This window comes from Roseateles sp. AC306, assembly GCF_979253795.1.
In genome coordinates this window covers 34,106-47,299 of record NZ_CEEDEB010000023.1, presented here as the reverse complement: position 1 = coordinate 47,299, position 13,194 = coordinate 34,106, and the positions used below count along the sequence as shown (strand labels likewise).

General features: G+C 69.8%; 18 protein-coding genes. 13 read left to right on the top strand and 5 right to left on the bottom strand.

Going from position 1 to position 13,194, the window contains the following annotated elements:
• The first annotated feature begins 169 nt into the window (after positions 1-169).
• Positions 170-1,408, top strand: coding sequence for an SPFH domain-containing protein (locus AC0IZJ_RS26835; protein ID WP_471855061.1), 1,239 nt, complete (start codon positions 170-172; stop codon positions 1,406-1,408).
• A gap of 6 nt (positions 1,409-1,414) precedes the next feature.
• Positions 1,415-2,884, top strand: coding sequence for a hypothetical protein (locus AC0IZJ_RS26830; protein WP_471855060.1), 1,470 nt, complete (start codon positions 1,415-1,417; stop codon positions 2,882-2,884).
• Here AC0IZJ_RS26830 and AC0IZJ_RS26825 read toward each other — a convergent pair.
• The gene (locus tag AC0IZJ_RS26825) at positions 2,881-4,599 is read right to left on the bottom strand and encodes an ATP-binding protein (RefSeq protein ID WP_471855058.1); all 1,719 of its coding nucleotides are present in this window, start codon (positions 4,597-4,599) and stop codon (positions 2,881-2,883) included. The two genes, AC0IZJ_RS26830 and AC0IZJ_RS26825, sit on opposite strands and share 4 nt — an antisense overlap.
• Positions 4,600-4,749: 150 nt before the next feature.
• Here AC0IZJ_RS26825 and AC0IZJ_RS26820 point away from each other — a divergent pair, with 150 nt between their 5' ends.
• The 10 genes from AC0IZJ_RS26820 to AC0IZJ_RS26775 all read left to right on the top strand — a co-directional run bounded on the left by AC0IZJ_RS26820 (position 4,750) and on the right by AC0IZJ_RS26775 (position 10,010).
• A complete protein-coding gene (locus AC0IZJ_RS26820; RefSeq protein WP_471855057.1) occupies positions 4,750-5,097 on the top strand; it encodes a YciI family protein in 348 nt (115 codons plus the stop codon).
• 172 nt (positions 5,098-5,269) lie between these two features.
• Complete coding sequence (locus AC0IZJ_RS26815; RefSeq protein ID WP_471855055.1) at positions 5,270-5,674, top strand: YciI family protein; 405 nt, start codon at positions 5,270-5,272, stop codon at positions 5,672-5,674.
• 10 nt (positions 5,675-5,684) lie between these two features.
• Positions 5,685-6,224: an SRPBCC family protein gene (locus AC0IZJ_RS26810; RefSeq protein ID WP_471855053.1), complete on the top strand. Its 540-nt coding sequence runs from the start codon at positions 5,685-5,687 to the stop codon at positions 6,222-6,224.
• The gene (locus AC0IZJ_RS26805) at positions 6,221-6,664 is read left to right on the top strand and encodes an SRPBCC family protein (RefSeq protein WP_471855051.1); all 444 of its coding nucleotides are present in this window, start codon (positions 6,221-6,223) and stop codon (positions 6,662-6,664) included. Before AC0IZJ_RS26810 ends, AC0IZJ_RS26805 begins: the two co-directional genes overlap by 4 nt.
• Positions 6,665-6,675: 11 nt before the next feature.
• A complete protein-coding gene (locus AC0IZJ_RS26800) occupies positions 6,676-7,065 on the top strand; it encodes a VOC family protein (RefSeq protein WP_471855049.1) in 390 nt (129 codons plus the stop codon).
• Positions 7,066-7,073: 8 nt separating this feature from the next.
• A complete protein-coding gene (locus AC0IZJ_RS26795; protein WP_471855047.1) occupies positions 7,074-7,478 on the top strand; it encodes a VOC family protein in 405 nt (134 codons plus the stop codon).
• Between the two features lie 13 nt (positions 7,479-7,491).
• A complete protein-coding gene (locus AC0IZJ_RS26790; RefSeq protein WP_471855045.1) occupies positions 7,492-7,983 on the top strand; it encodes a VOC family protein in 492 nt (163 codons plus the stop codon).
• Positions 7,984-7,987: 4 nt separating this feature from the next.
• Positions 7,988-9,247, top strand: coding sequence for an RNA polymerase sigma factor (locus tag AC0IZJ_RS26785; RefSeq protein ID WP_471855043.1), 1,260 nt, complete (start codon positions 7,988-7,990; stop codon positions 9,245-9,247).
• Positions 9,248-9,288: 41 nt separating this feature from the next.
• On the top strand, positions 9,289-9,792 hold the full coding sequence (locus AC0IZJ_RS26780; protein ID WP_471855041.1) for a P-loop nucleotide/nucleoside kinase family protein: 504 nt from the start codon (positions 9,289-9,291) through the stop codon (positions 9,790-9,792).
• A gap of 62 nt (positions 9,793-9,854) precedes the next feature.
• Entirely contained in the window at positions 9,855-10,010 is a 156-nt protein-coding gene (locus AC0IZJ_RS26775; protein WP_471855039.1) for a hypothetical protein, read from the top strand.
• Here the strand turns inward: AC0IZJ_RS26775 and AC0IZJ_RS26770 are convergent.
• Both AC0IZJ_RS26770 and AC0IZJ_RS26765 read right to left on the bottom strand, forming a co-directional pair.
• The gene (locus tag AC0IZJ_RS26770) at positions 10,001-10,696 is read right to left on the bottom strand and encodes a phosphatase PAP2 family protein (protein ID WP_471855037.1); all 696 of its coding nucleotides are present in this window, start codon (positions 10,694-10,696) and stop codon (positions 10,001-10,003) included. The two genes, AC0IZJ_RS26775 and AC0IZJ_RS26770, sit on opposite strands and share 10 nt — an antisense overlap.
• Positions 10,693-11,337, bottom strand: a complete 645-nt coding sequence (locus tag AC0IZJ_RS26765) for a hypothetical protein (RefSeq protein WP_471855035.1) — start codon at positions 11,335-11,337, stop codon at positions 10,693-10,695. The genes AC0IZJ_RS26770 and AC0IZJ_RS26765 overlap by 4 nt, the downstream gene beginning before the upstream one ends.
• A gap of 104 nt (positions 11,338-11,441) precedes the next feature.
• Between AC0IZJ_RS26765 and AC0IZJ_RS26760 the strand changes: the two genes are divergently transcribed.
• A complete protein-coding gene (locus AC0IZJ_RS26760) occupies positions 11,442-12,173 on the top strand; it encodes a tetratricopeptide repeat protein (RefSeq protein WP_471855033.1) in 732 nt (243 codons plus the stop codon).
• Between the two features lies 1 nt (position 12,174).
• On the opposite strand, the gene AC0IZJ_RS26755 is transcribed toward AC0IZJ_RS26760, so the two are convergent.
• Positions 12,175-12,510, bottom strand: a complete 336-nt coding sequence (locus AC0IZJ_RS26755) for a hypothetical protein (RefSeq protein ID WP_471855031.1) — start codon at positions 12,508-12,510, stop codon at positions 12,175-12,177.
• 15 nt (positions 12,511-12,525) lie between these two features.
• On the bottom strand, positions 12,526-13,083 hold the full coding sequence (locus AC0IZJ_RS26750; protein ID WP_471855029.1) for a DUF2242 domain-containing protein: 558 nt from the start codon (positions 13,081-13,083) through the stop codon (positions 12,526-12,528).
• Between the last annotated feature and the right edge of the window lie 111 nt (positions 13,084-13,194).

Below are 13,194 nucleotides of genomic sequence, written 5' to 3'. Positions count from 1 at the left end.
CCCCCGGCTGGGCCTAGCCAAAAGGACCACCGCAGCGAGCCCCCGCGGAAGATTCCTTCCGCCAACACGGAAGACACCCACCCCATCTCCCTCTCGTCCCTTCCCGCAGCAATCGCAACCATGGCCTCCATGCATCAAGCCGATGCAAGACCGCTCCAAGGAGCCCACCATGCTGCAACGCCTCGAGACCCTCGCTGCTTCCCTGCGCAACGCCTTCCGCCGCGCTGCCGACGACGTTGACGTCCACGCCGCCCGCTCGCTGCGCCGCGCCCTCCCCCCGCTGCTCATGCTGACGGCCGTCACCGCCGCCGGCTATGCCCTCGTCACCCACCCGCCGCTGCAAGCCGTCCCCCACGGCCAGGCCGCCCTGCGGACCAACCAGTTCAGCGGCGGCAGCAGCGAGTTCCGCGAGGGCAGCTTCCTGACCCTCCCCGCCCTGCACGAGGTGCGCTTCTTCCCGCTGCGCGACCAGAGCTATCGCCCCGCAGCCATCGCCAAGGCGACCGGCCCGGCGCCGCTGCAGTCGGTCGAGGGCCTGTCGCTGGGCCTGGACATGACCGTGCGCTGGACGGTGGACACCACCCGCCTGGCCGAGCTGTCGCGCAAGCTGCCGGACGACATCGAGGCCGATGTCATCGCGCCGGCCGTGCAGGCCGTCGTCTACAAGCAGATCGCCCGCCACACCGTGCGTGAAATCTTTTCCAGCCAGCGTGCCGAGATCGCCACCGCGCTGGAGGCCGAGCTGCGTGCCCGGCTGGCGGCCGACGGCATCCTGCTCAAGGGCGTGCAGATCGGCTCGGTGGACCTGCCGCCCGACTACCGCCAGGGCATGGACCGCCTGCTGGCCGACAGCCTGGCCAGCGAGCGCATGCGCTACACGCTGGAGATCGCGGACAAGAAGGTCAAGCAGACCGAGTTCGAGGCCGCCGCCGACAAGGTGCGCCGCGAGACCGCCGCCGAAGCTGCCGGGCGCGAGCAGATCATCGCGGCCCGCGCGCAGGAGGAGGCCATGAAGCATGTGCTGCCCTTCAAGCAGAAGCAGATCGAGCAACGCGCGCTGGAAGCCCAGGCCGACAGCGCCGCGCGCGTGCAGCAGGCTGAAGGTGCCGCCAAGGCTCGCCGCATCGAGATCGATGCCGAAGCCGCCGCGCGCCAGAAGCTGGCCGACGCCGAGGCCTACCGCATCACGCAGACGGGCAAGGCCAATGCCGGCCAGATGGCGACCGAGGGCGAGCTGCTGACCCGCCACCCGCTGCTGGTGCAGAAGGCCATGGCCGACAAGCTCTCGGACAAGGTGCAGGTCATCATCGCCCCGCCCGGCTCGGGCGGCTTCATCGGCAGCGCGCTGCTGGCCGGCGTGGCAGCGCCCAAGGCCGCGCCTGCCGCCACCAACCCGGAGCAGGAGTAAGCCGCCATGCGCCGTTTTGCGCTGATCGTTGTCGCGGCAGCAGTTGCCGCCGTGGTCATCACCAAGGCCGAGGCCGCCGACCTCCCTCCATTCCCGCGCGCCGGTCTGGTCTCGCAAGACTCGCCGCTGCGCGGTGCGCCGCGAGACAGTGGCTCGCTGCAGGCCCAGATGGGTCGTGGCGAGGCGCTGGAAATCCGGGCCGAGCGCGGTGACCACTGGCAGGTGTGGGACTACCGCCGCGAGCGCGGTGGCTGGCTGCGCAAGAGCCAGGTCTTGCTGGTGCCGCGTGGTGACGGCGCCAGCGCCGAACTGCTGGCCCAGCTCCGGTTGACGCGCCAGCAGTTCGGCACCGAAGGCCTCGGCCTGGGTCTGGCCGCCGCCTACGTGCAGGCCGCCACGCCGGCCGAGTTTGCCGGCCCCGGCGGCGCCGAGGCGCTGGACGCCATGGCCACGTTTGCCGAGCGCATCGCCGACCGCGCCTCGCTGCGCGATGCCAAGCTCGGCGAAGGCCAGCTCGCCGCGCAGATGGACGTGGCCGCGCGTTACGGCCTCAAGTTCGAGCAGATCGATGCCGAGGAGGGCCGCGTGCAGGTCTGCTACGACGGTGATGCCTTCCGCCGCCTGTTGGCCACGGCCGCCACGCCCGAGCAGCGCGTGCGCGCCGCGCTGGCACTGACACGCCCGGACTGCCTGAACCCGCGCGCCACCGTGCGTGAGCAGGAGGCGCGCGACCAATGGCGCCAGCAGGTGCTGGCCCAGGTGGACGGGGCCACGCTGGCACCGCACTGGAAGAACCGCCTGCTGATGCGCCGCGCATCTGTCGCCGCCAGCCTGGCCTTTGCGCAGATCCGCCGCGGCGAGACTGCACAGCCGCAGGCGCTGGCCGAGTTCGCCGGCATCGCCCCGACCGAGCTGACGGAGGATGACCAAGCCGCCTACAACGACGCCGCCATGCGCGTGAACGCGGCGCGCTGGCTGGGCACCAGCGGCGTGGCGCGCGACTTCGGCGCCATGCAGCTTTCGTTGCAGCCCGGCGCCGATGGCGAGCGCTGTGTGGAACTGAAAGAGGGCAACAAGCTGGCCGCACGCCGCTGCAGTTACGGCCAGGTGGCGCTGGCCTCGGCCTCGCTGAACCGCGAGGGCCGCGCGCTGGCCCTGGCCGTGCAGCCGCTGGATGGCTGGCGCGAGCTGTGGCTGTTCATCAAGGACAAGCAAGGCTGGCGCATCGACGTCATGCCCCCTGCGCCTGCTCAGCCTGGCCTGGGCGTGGCCGAGTTCGCCGGCTGGGTGCCGGGCGGCACGCAGATGCTGGTAGCGCGCGAGTTCCGCGCCGAAGGCAAGTACCGCCGCAGCTTCGAGGTCGTCACGCTGGCCGGCCTGGCCGTGGAGCGGCAGTCGGCTGAGCCGACGCTGCTGGGCGCCTTCCAGCGATGGTCCGACCCCGCGTGGCGCGGCGGCTCGCCGATCCGGCGCTAGGCTGCCAAGGCCAGTGCGGCGTCGCTCTGCAGCGGCAGCTCCAGCCGGACGGTCGTGCCTTCGCCCGGCTGGCTGTCCAGCTGCAGGCTGCCGCCCAGCATGCCGCTGACGAGGCTGTGCGCCACGAACAGGCCCAGGCCGCTGCCGCCCTGGCCGAAGGTGGTCGTGAAGAAGGGCTCGAAGGCGCGGGCCACGTCGGCCGCCGGCATGCCCACGCCGTTGTCGCGCACCTCCAGCGTCAGCCGCCCGGCATCCGTGCCGGCGCTGCGGCGCGCGCCGATGCGGATCACGCCCCCGCGGCCATCGTGGAAGGCGTGCACGCAGGCGTTCTCCAGCAGTTGCTCCAGCACCTGCTGCAGCACCTCGGGGTAGCCGTCGAGCAGGAAGCCGTCGGGCAGCTCGCAGACCAATTGCACATGCTCGACGTCGAGGTGGGTCCGCACGCGCGCCCAGGCCAGCTGCACGGCCTCGCGCAGGTCGAAACGCGCACGCGCGGCGCGGCCGCTGCCTTCGGTGAGCTGCCTGAAGCGGCTGACCAGGCGCAGCGCGCGGGCCACGTTCTGCTCGACGAGCTCGCTGCCCGTGCGCGTCTGCGCGATCCAGTCCGCGAGCTCCTGACGCTTCAGCGGCGGGCCTTCGGCCATGCGCTCGGCCAGGATCTCGCTGCCGGCGTGCAGCGCCGTGGCGCTGAGCAGGGCTGTGCCGAGCGGCGTGTTCATCTCGTGGGCGATGCCGGCCAGCAGTTGGCCCAGCGCCGCGAGCTTGCGGCTGTTGACGAGCTCGTCCTGCGCGGCCAGCAGCTCGCGCGTGCGGGCTTGCACCTGTTCTTCCAGCCATCGCGCGGCGCGGCGGCGTTCCTCGGTGCGGCGGTCCTGGTCGATGGCGATGCCGGCGAGATGGCTGGCGGTGTTCAGCGCGCTGAGTTCGTCAGCGGTGGGCCGGCGCACCTCGCGGTAATACATCGCGAAACTGCCGATGACGCCTTGATCAGGCCCATGAATGGGCGCCGACCAGCAAGCCTTGAAGCCATGGGGCAGCGCCAGGTCGCGGTACTGCGCCCATAGCGGGTGGGTGGCGATGTTGTCGACGATGACGAGGCGGTCGTCGAACATGGCGGTGCCGCAGGAGCCGGCCGTCGGGCCGATGGGCGCGCCCTCCAGCGCCTGCATGTACGCCGCCGGCATGCGCGGCCCGGCGCCCACGCGCACATGGTGGCCGTCCAGGTCCAGCAGCAGCACGGTGCAGTACAAGCCGTCGAACTGCGACTCGATCAGGGCCGTCAGTCGGCTCAGCACCGGTGTCAGCGCCTGGCCCGTGGCCACCATCTCGAGCAGTTCGTTCTTGGCCTGGTTGAGCACCTCGGCGAACTGCATGCGGCTCACATCCACCATGCAGACGGCGATCTGCGGCTCGCCGTCGCGTTCGGTCAGCGTCAGGTGCAGTTCGTGGGGGCGGGTTTCGCCGTTGCGGGTCTGGAAGCTCCAGGGCAGGCTCAGCGCGCCGACCTGCTGCACCTGCGCGAGCACGCCGTCCAGCGTCTCGGCCGAGGGCCGGCCATCGGGCTGGCGCGGCGGGCACAGCAGCGACAGCGGCACGCCGTTCAAGGCCAGCGGGTCGTAGCCCAGCACCTTGGCCCGGCCGGCAGCCGTGCCGACGATGGGCAGTTCGGGCGTCGCCTTCACGAGCAGTATCGCGACATGGGTCATGTCGTCCATCTCCGCCTCCGCTGAGTTGCGACCTTATGTTTGCACTGGCCGCTAAGGCCCCAACTGTGCGCCGTATCGGGGCTGTGAGGCAACTGTCACATCCAGGATGCGAGCAAGGCCAGAATCGCGGCCATTGCCTACAACCACTGCGGACAAGCCATGCCCCAGATGCTGCTCATCCTTGAACCCCTCGGCCAGCGCGCCGAACGTGGCCGCCCCGCCGGCGAGGTCGTCTACCAGCGCATGCTGGACTTTGCCGCCACGCTGGAGGCCGAGGGCCTGCTGCTGGGGGTCAACTCCCTGGGCTCGGCGGCCAAGCGCGTGGCCAGGCGCGACGGCGGCGCCCAGGTCTGGGACGGCCCCTTCGCCGAGGCCAAGGAGATGGTGGGCGGCTACTTTCTGCTCGGCACCGAGGACGAGGCCGTCGCCCTGGCCTGGGCCGAGCGCTGCCCGGCGGCGGAATGGGCCACCGTGGAGGTGCGGGGTATCGGCCCCTGCTACATGTGAGCCCTCGTCCGGTCTCGCCGCGCTGAACGCGGGCGTGCCCGGCGCTCGGCCCTAACCCCCCAACATCGAAATTTGGGTAGTTTCCCGAGGTCTGTCGAAACCGGCTTGAATGGATCGTCGTGGGGATGAAGGCAGCGAAACGAGCCGCCTGCCAACCCAGGAGAGACCCGCCATGCGATTCATGATCCAAGTCCGCGCCACCGCCGTCAGCGAGCGCGGCGAGCCGCCCGGCCCCGAGTACCTCAAGCTGTTCGAGGAGATGGGCAGCTTCCACCAGCAGATGGCCGCAGCCGGCGTGCTGCTGGACGGCGCTGGCCTGCGCCCCAGCCGCGATGGCTGGCGGCAGCGCTACAGCGCCGATGGCCGGCGCGAGGTCATCGACGGCCCCTTTGCCGAGGCCAAGGAACTCATCGCCGGCTACACGCTGATCCAGGTGCGCGACGAGGAGGAGGCGCGGGCCTGGGCCAGCCGCTTCCCGATGCCCTTCGTCGGCATGAGCTGTGAGATCGAGGTGCGGCGCCTGTACGAGGACGCCGACTTCGCCCCCGGCGGCGACATGGCCATCCGCAGCGAGTGAGGTGAGCGACATGAACAACCTGTCCATCATCCTGATCTGCCTGGGTGTCGCCCTTGTCGCCTTGCTGGCCTATGCGTCGACGCGGCCCGACGAGTTCCGCGTCGAGCGCCGCCTGCGCATCGCCGCACCGGCTGACAAGGTCTGGCCCCTCGTCAGCGAGCTGCGCAGCTTCAACCGCTGGAACCCCTATGAGCGCAAGGACCCGCTGATCAAGACCCGCTACGACGGCGCGCCCAGCGGCATTGGCTCGCGCTACGCCTGGGAGAGCGACAAGGTCGGCACGGGCAGCATGGAGATCACCAGCCAGCAGCCCGGCCGCGCGGTGCGCATGAACCTCGACTTCGTGAAGCCCTTCGAGGCGCACAACCAGGCCGAGTTCGCGCTTCAGCCCACGGCCGATGGCGCCACCGAGGTGCGCTGGAGCATGGCCGGGCCCGCCAATTTCATCAGCAAGCTGATGGGCGTGTTCATCGACATGGACAAGATGGTGGGCAGCGATTTCGAGGACGGCCTGCAGAACCTGCGCCAGCTGGCGGAGGCACGGTCATGAAGGATCTGCGCTTCAACATCGACATCGCCGCGCCGGTGGCCCGGGTGTGGGACTGCATGCTCGACGCCATCGCCTACCGCGAGTGGACCCGCGCCTTCTGCGAAGGCTCGTACTACGAAGGCACATGGGCCCAGGGCAGCCGCATGCGCTTCCTCGACCCCGACGGCAACGGCATGGACGCCATCGTCGAGGAGAACCGGCTGCACGAGCGCCTGGCGCTGAAGCTGGTGGGCGAACTTGCCGAGGGCCGCCCCAGGCCGGGCAGCAGCATCGCCAGCAACCCGGCGCGCGAGATCTACGAATTCAGCGCCACGGCCAGCGGCGGCACCCACCTCGTCATCCACCTGAGCGGCTGGGACGACGGCTTTGCCGACATGATGGGCGGCCTCTGGCCCAACGCCCTGCAGCGCCTGAAGACGCTCGCTGAATCCACCCACTGAAAGGAATCGTCATGCAGATCAAAGTCACGAGCGTCATGGTCGACAACCAGGAAAAGGCGCTGGCCTTCTACACGGAGAAGCTGGGCTTCACCAAGATGGCCGACATCCAGATGGGCCCCACCTACCGCTGGCTCACGGTCGTGTCGCCCGAAGGCATTGACGGCGTCGAGCTGTCGCTGGACCCGATGAACATGGAGGCGTCCAGGGTCTACCAGAAGGCCTTGTACGACGCCGGCATGCCCATCAATGCCTTCGTCACCACCGACGTCGACGCCGAGGCGCAGAAGCTGCGCGACCGTGGCGTTACCGTGCGCGGTGAGCCGGTCGACATGGGCCCCATCAAGGCCGTCATGTTCGAGGACGGCTGCGGCAACCTCATCCACCTCGTTCAACCTTTGTGAGCAAGACCATGCACAAGCAGATCTACGTCAACCTCCCCGTCAAGGACCTGGCCGCCAGCAAGGCTTTCTTCGAGGCCGTCGGCTACACCTTCAATCCGCAATTCACCAACGACAAGGGCGCCGGCATGGAGCTGGGCGAAAACCTCTACGCCATGCTGCTGAGCGAGGACTTCGCCCGCACCTTCACCCCCAAGGCCTTCCCGGACGCCAAGACCGCGACCACCGGCTGGGTGTGCCTGAGCTGCGAGAGCCGCGAGGAAGTCGACGCCCTCGTGGCCAAGGCCAGGGCTGCCGGCGGCAACATTCCGAGCGAAGCGCAGGATCATGGCTTCATGTATGGCCATGGTTTCGAGGACCTGGACGGGCATCACTGGGAGCTGGTCCACATGACTGGCATGCCACCGCAAGCCTGAGCAGGAGATCACCATGCACATCCAGCAAAAGCTCACGCCCTTCGTCTGGTACCAGAGCGGTGCCGAAGACGCGGTGGCGCACTACCTGAAGGTGTTCGGCGCCGACAAGGGCCGTGTCATCCACACGCAGCGCTGGGGCGAGAACGCGCCCGGCGAGGCCGGCACGGTGATGGTGGTGCAGTTCGAACTGCTCGGCCAGCAGATGACGGCCTTCAACGGTGGGCCGCACCTCAAGCTCACCGAGGCCTTCTCGTTGATGGTCGCCTGTGAAGACCAGGCCGAGATCGACCACCTCTGGGAGCAGCTGCAGGCCGGCGGCGGCAAGCCCAAGGCCTGCGGCTGGGTGGAGGACGCCTGGGGCCTGTCCTGGCAGATCATCCCGGCGGCCTGGTTCGACATGATCCGCGACCCCGATGGCGCGCGCGTGCAGCGGGTGTTCGAGGCGATCTGGCAAATGGAAAAGATCGACCTCGCCGCGCTTCAGAAGGCCTACGAAGGTCGCTGACGCCGTGAGCCATGCCGACATTGCTGCCGGCGTCTGGCGCATTGAGCGCAGCCGCCTCGTGGGCGCGGCGGCCAAGCTGCTGCGCGACCTCGACGAAGCCGAGGACTGCGCCCAGGACGCCCTCATCGCCGCCATCGAGCACTGGCCGCGTGACGGCCAGCCCGCCAACCCCGCTGCCTGGCTGATGACCGCCACCCGCAACAAGGCCCTGGACCGCCTGCGCCGCCGCGCGATGCTGGAGCGCGAGCATGAGCACCTGGCCGCTGACGACGAAGCCGCCGGCACCCACGTCGTGCCCGACTTCACCGACCACCTCGACGCCGCGCGCGACCAGGCCGAGATCGGCGACGAGCTGCTGCGCCTGATCTTCATCGCCTGCCACCCGGTGCTGCCGCGCGAGGCCCAGGTGGCGCTGACGCTGCGCCTGCTGGGCGGGCTGGAGACGGCCGAGATCGCCCGCGCCTTTCTGCAGCCCGAGGCGACCGTGGCCCAGCGCATCGTGCGTGCCAAGAAGGCGCTCAACGGCCAGGCCTACGAGCTGCCCGGGCCGGCGGAACGCGAGCAGCGCCTGGGCGCCGTGCTCGCCGTCGTCTACCTGATCTTCAACGAGGGCCACAGCGCCGGCAGCGGCGCCAGCCTGCTGCGCCCGGCCCTGTGCGACGAAGCGCTGCGCCTGGTGCGCCAGCTGCAGCATCTGTTGCCGGCCGATTCGGAAGTGCACGGCCTCGCCGCCCTGCTCGAGATCCAGGCCTCGCGCCTGCCCGCGCGGCTGGACGCGCAAGGCCGCCCCGTGCTGCTGCCCGACCAGGACCGCCGCCGCTGGGACACGCTGCTGATCCGCCGCGGCCTGGTGGCGCTGGAGCGCGCGCTGTCGTTCGGCGATGCGGGCCCCTACACGCTGCAAGCGGCCATCGCCGCCTGCCATGCCCGCGCCGCGCGCGCCGAGGACACCGACTGGGCCGCCATCGTGGCCGGCTACGACCGCCTGCTGGCGCTGAACCCCTCGCCCGTCATCGCGTTGAACCGCGCGGTGGCTGTCAGCTTCGCCCAGGGTCCCGCCGTGGCGCTGCCGCTGCTGGACGCGCTGGCCGCCGAGCCGCAGCTCAAGCGCTACCCCTGGCTGGCCGGCGCGCAGGCCGACATGCTGGAGCGCCTGGGCCATGTCGGCGCGGCCCGCGACGCCTATCTGCGCGCGGCGGAGCTGACGGACAACGAGGTGCAGCGGGCCCTGCTGCTGGAGCGGGCCAAGCGGTTGGCGAGTTGAGTGAGAGCCGCCTTGAAGCGGGCGCCGCCAGAATGGCGGCCATGGACGCCCCTTGCACGACAACGCCACGCCTGTATCTCGTTTGCGGCCTCCCCGGCGCCGGCAAGACGACGCGCGCCAAGGCCATCGCCAGCCGCAACACCCGGGCGATTCGGCTGTGCACCGACGAGTGGCTCGAGGCCCTGGGCATCAGTCTCGTCGACTACCCGCCACGGTTTCGTTTCGAGCCCTACTTGCTGCAGCACGCGGCGCAGCTGCTTCAAGCCGGCGTGTCGGTCATCGTCGAGTTCGCGACCTGGTCGCGCAAGGAGCGCGACACCATCCGAGACGTGGCGAGACGCCAGGGAGCGGCCGCGGAACTCCATTTCGTCGACGCCGAACCCGCTGTGCTGGAACGCCGGATCCGCGAGCGCGGCGGACCGCACGCCGAAATCCTCGTTCATGAAATCCTGTTGAAGATCGGCCACCGTTTCGAACGCCCCACCCGCGAGGAGGCGGCAACGTACGACCGGTACGCGGGCCCGGAGAACCCGCTGCGCGAGTGAACGGTTGCGGTAACGATGTGGGACCAGAATTCATCGTCGCTTCGCCCAGACAAGGAGTTGCCATGCCCACCATTGCTCACTCGGAGATGCTGGCGGACGCGCTCGGTGCGACCGAAGGCTTCGTGATCGTGCTTTGCGACCTGAAGTCGCTGCTGGAACAGGGAGTCTCTGGCGGGATGGTGCGGGACAAGGCCCGGCTGATTGCCGCTCAGCCCTGAGCTGCGCCTGCCCGCGCGACCCGCGCGACCCGCGCGTCCCGCAGGTGCGACGCGATCCAGAACCACAGCGCCGCCCAGCCCGCGCCGAAAGCCCAGCCGGCGAGCACGTCGCTGGCCCAGTGCACGCCCAGCATCACGCGGGTCACGCCGATCAGCAGGGTCATGAAAACCGCGATGCCGATCAGGAAGGCCCGCACGCGCAGCCCCTCCTGCCGCTGCGCCAGCAGCACGCCCACGGTCAGGTAGAACACGGCGGACATGCTCGCGTGCCCGCTCGGGAAGCTCAGGCCCTCCTGCACCAGGGCGGCGAAGGCGGGGTCAGGTCGTGCACGGCCGAAGCTCATCTTCAGCCCCGTGACTGCCAGCGCCGCTGAGACCATGGCCAAGCTCACAGCGACGGCCCGCGCCGGCCGGCCCGCTGTGCACAGATAACCGGCGGTGAGCAGCGTGAACAGCGTCATCACCGGCGTGCTGCCCAGGCTGCTCAGCTCGCGCATGACGGCCTCCACCAGCGGATGAGTGGCGCGCCACTGCTGAGCGAGGTGCAGCGCAGCGGTGTCCCAGCGGGCGGTGTCCAACTCGCGCATCTCGCCGGCCAGCGCTGCAAAGCCGCTCAGCGCGAACATCGCGAAGGCGAAGGTCAGCCAGCGGCGCAGCCGTGGCGAGGGCTCGCGCAGCATCTTCATTGGCGGCGCAGCAGTGCTTTGGCGGCCTCGATGCGCAGCGCCAGGTCGACGGACTCGTCGTTCAACACCTCCTGCAGGAAGCGCCGCGGGTCGATGCCGGCGGCCTCGTCGGCGGCCGTTGCAACGGCTTGGGCAGGCGCCAACGCCTGCATCGCCGCGTCGAACGCGGCCGGCTTGATGCTCTTCAGCTTGGCCAGCAGGTCCGCCTGGCCTTCCACGCCGGGCGGGATGTCAAGCCAGGGCGTGTCGGCAAACACCGGCGCCAGGTCGGGCGCGACGAAGGCGGACCAGTTGCCCGTTGCAGTGTCCTGTTCGGGCACCTGCGGCGCCTGGGGCACGGGCAGCAGGCGCAGCCGCGCCGGCGCGATGCCGGCCAGGTAGCGCGCCTGCAACCGCACCAGGAAGCCCGCCGCCTGGGCCGCGCTGACGGGCTGCTGCAGCGAGAACCACAGCTGCAGGCCGTCCGTGCCCGACACGGCGATGCCGGGCGCGGGCAGCTGCAGATCGGCCTGCACACCGCGCCAGACGGCGCCCAGCGCGTCCCAGTCGGCCGGCCGGGCCAGCTCCAGAAGCAGCGCACGCAGGTCGCCATGCGCGGACGGTTGGTACAGGCGGTGCAGCTCGGCTTGAAGGCGGTTCATGGCTGCAAGCCTGCCACAAGCCGGGGCCGACCGGTCCATCACTGCGGGAACGGTCGATCAGATGGGTGGTTATGCTGGGCCCCTCCCCAACTTCCGGACCGCCCATGGCCGCTCGGTACTTCACGCGAAACCTTGTTCTTGCAGCCGCTCTCTGCGTCAGCGGCGCCCTGGCGCAGGCGGCGGATGGAACGCCTCAGGGCCTGTTCAAACGCCTGACCGCGCTTGCGCCCGCTGGCAACGCCGAGGTGGCCTACCACCTCGGCATGTTCCTGAACAACGGCATCGGCACGGCGCGAGACAACAAGGCCGCGTTCAAGTACTTCCTGCAGGCCGCCGAGGCCGGCAACGAGCTGGCGGCCTTCAAGGTGGGCTGTTACTACGCGGGTCAATTCAGCGGTGTGGTGCCGGTCGACCAGGACCTGGCCCTGAAATACAAGCTGCGCGCCGCAGAGGCGGGCTACGACCTGGCGCAGCAGGGCGTCGGCGCGCACTACGGCAAGGGCGGCGACCTCGGCCAGGCGCTGGTCTGGTTTGATCGGGCGTCCCGGCAGGGCGAAGTGTCGTCAACCGCTCTGCTCGCGTGGCACTACGCGGCGGACGCGTCGCCCGACAAGGTCAAGGGCCTGGCCCTGATGCAACTGCTCAAGGAGCGCGCGCCCCAGTCCAGCGCGGAGCTGGAGGAACGCATCAAGGCCGTGGAAGCGGCGTTGACGCCTGAGCAGCGCGCTGCTGCCGCGACCATCAAGTCGACCTGGGGCAACGAGCCGACGCCGCTGACCCGGCAGGCGCGCGACAGCAAACAGCTGCCCGAGCTGCTGGCGTCGCTGGAGAAGTAGGCTAGGCCTGCCACACGCCATAGCCCTGCTCGCGCAGAGCGATGGCGAGTTCCACCTCCATGTCGCGCGCCGCTTCGTAGGGCATGGGGTTGTAGAACTCATACAGCTCGGGCATCAGCCGCACGCCGTACTTCAACACGAAGCGATTGGCCTGCACGCCGGCCATGTGGCGGTCAAAGCGCAGGTCGGGGTCCAGCCCCGTCATGCCCACATAGAGGCAGGGCTTGACGATGTCGTGCTGCGGGTTCGCCTGGCGGAAGGCCGGCTCGTTCCACACCTGCTCCGCCAACAGCACGACGTAGACGTGGTGGTGATCACGGCGCTGCCGGCGCGGCATGGGCCAGGCGGCGCTTCAGCGCTCGGTGGAAGTGTTCTCGCGCAGCATGCGTTGCATCAGCGTGAAGAAGCGGTCATAGAACTCCCCGGCGGGAATCGTCTCTGAGGCCACCTTGACCAGGGAGTCTTCCGAGGAAGACAGCGGCACGGAGATCGAGCCGAGGGCGCTGACGCCGAGGCTCGCGGCCTGGTTGCTCTTCTTCAGCGCATAGCGGTCCTGCTGGGCGCTGACATAGGCGGTGGCGACCTGTTGCTTGGGGCCGTCGCCGACGCAGACGACGTTGAAGGCGATCTCCACATGCATCTCGCCGCCGGGCTGGAAGTGCTTGCTGCCGCGCACGACGCCGGTCTCGGCGCGACTGATGACATAGCCCTGGCTGAGCAGCGCGCGCCGGGCGGCCTCGCAGGTGGCGTCGACATTGGCGTCGAACAGGCGCGAGAAGGTCTCCTCGGCGGCAAAGCTCTCGCGCTGGTAGACCTTGCTCCCCTTTTCGGAGGCGGCCATGCCGCCGCAGCCGGCCAGCAGCGCGCCGAGCAGCATCGGCAGGATCAGGAAGATTCGAGAACGTGGCATGGGGGGATTATTCCGTCGTCGGTGGTGCCGGGCGGTTTGTGCCCCTTGGGGACGTTGCAGCCGCCAACGCGGCGCGTGCTGCGGCCGATGACAGGGCAACCCCGCAGCGGC

What these genes read in the sequence shown, in the direction of transcription:
- AC0IZJ_RS26835 (WP_471855061.1), top strand. Translation starts at nt 170, where the DNA reads ATGCTGCAACGCCTCGAGACCCTCGCTGCTTCCCTGCGCAACGCCTTC.
- AC0IZJ_RS26830 (WP_471855060.1), top strand. Translation starts at nt 1,415, where the DNA reads ATGCGCCGTTTTGCGCTGATCGTTGTCGCGGCAGCAGTTGCCGCCGTG.
- AC0IZJ_RS26825 (WP_471855058.1), bottom strand. Translation starts at nt 4,599, where the DNA reads ATGGACGACATGACCCATGTCGCGATACTGCTCGTGAAGGCGACGCCC.
- AC0IZJ_RS26820 (WP_471855057.1), top strand. Translation starts at nt 4,750, where the DNA reads ATGCCCCAGATGCTGCTCATCCTTGAACCCCTCGGCCAGCGCGCCGAA.
- AC0IZJ_RS26815 (WP_471855055.1), top strand. Translation starts at nt 5,270, where the DNA reads ATGCGATTCATGATCCAAGTCCGCGCCACCGCCGTCAGCGAGCGCGGC.
- AC0IZJ_RS26810 (WP_471855053.1), top strand. Translation starts at nt 5,685, where the DNA reads ATGAACAACCTGTCCATCATCCTGATCTGCCTGGGTGTCGCCCTTGTC.
- AC0IZJ_RS26805 (WP_471855051.1), top strand. Translation starts at nt 6,221, where the DNA reads ATGAAGGATCTGCGCTTCAACATCGACATCGCCGCGCCGGTGGCCCGG.
- AC0IZJ_RS26800 (WP_471855049.1), top strand. Translation starts at nt 6,676, where the DNA reads ATGCAGATCAAAGTCACGAGCGTCATGGTCGACAACCAGGAAAAGGCG.
- AC0IZJ_RS26795 (WP_471855047.1), top strand. Translation starts at nt 7,074, where the DNA reads ATGCACAAGCAGATCTACGTCAACCTCCCCGTCAAGGACCTGGCCGCC.
- AC0IZJ_RS26790 (WP_471855045.1), top strand. Translation starts at nt 7,492, where the DNA reads ATGCACATCCAGCAAAAGCTCACGCCCTTCGTCTGGTACCAGAGCGGT.
- AC0IZJ_RS26780 (WP_471855041.1), top strand. Translation starts at nt 9,289, where the DNA reads ATGGACGCCCCTTGCACGACAACGCCACGCCTGTATCTCGTTTGCGGC.
- AC0IZJ_RS26775 (WP_471855039.1), top strand. Translation starts at nt 9,855, where the DNA reads ATGCCCACCATTGCTCACTCGGAGATGCTGGCGGACGCGCTCGGTGCG.
- AC0IZJ_RS26770 (WP_471855037.1), bottom strand. Translation starts at nt 10,696, where the DNA reads ATGAAGATGCTGCGCGAGCCCTCGCCACGGCTGCGCCGCTGGCTGACC.
- AC0IZJ_RS26765 (WP_471855035.1), bottom strand. Translation starts at nt 11,337, where the DNA reads ATGAACCGCCTTCAAGCCGAGCTGCACCGCCTGTACCAACCGTCCGCG.
- AC0IZJ_RS26760 (WP_471855033.1), top strand. Translation starts at nt 11,442, where the DNA reads ATGGCCGCTCGGTACTTCACGCGAAACCTTGTTCTTGCAGCCGCTCTC.
- AC0IZJ_RS26755 (WP_471855031.1), bottom strand. Translation starts at nt 12,510, where the DNA reads ATGCCGCGCCGGCAGCGCCGTGATCACCACCACGTCTACGTCGTGCTG.
- AC0IZJ_RS26750 (WP_471855029.1), bottom strand. Translation starts at nt 13,083, where the DNA reads ATGCCACGTTCTCGAATCTTCCTGATCCTGCCGATGCTGCTCGGCGCG.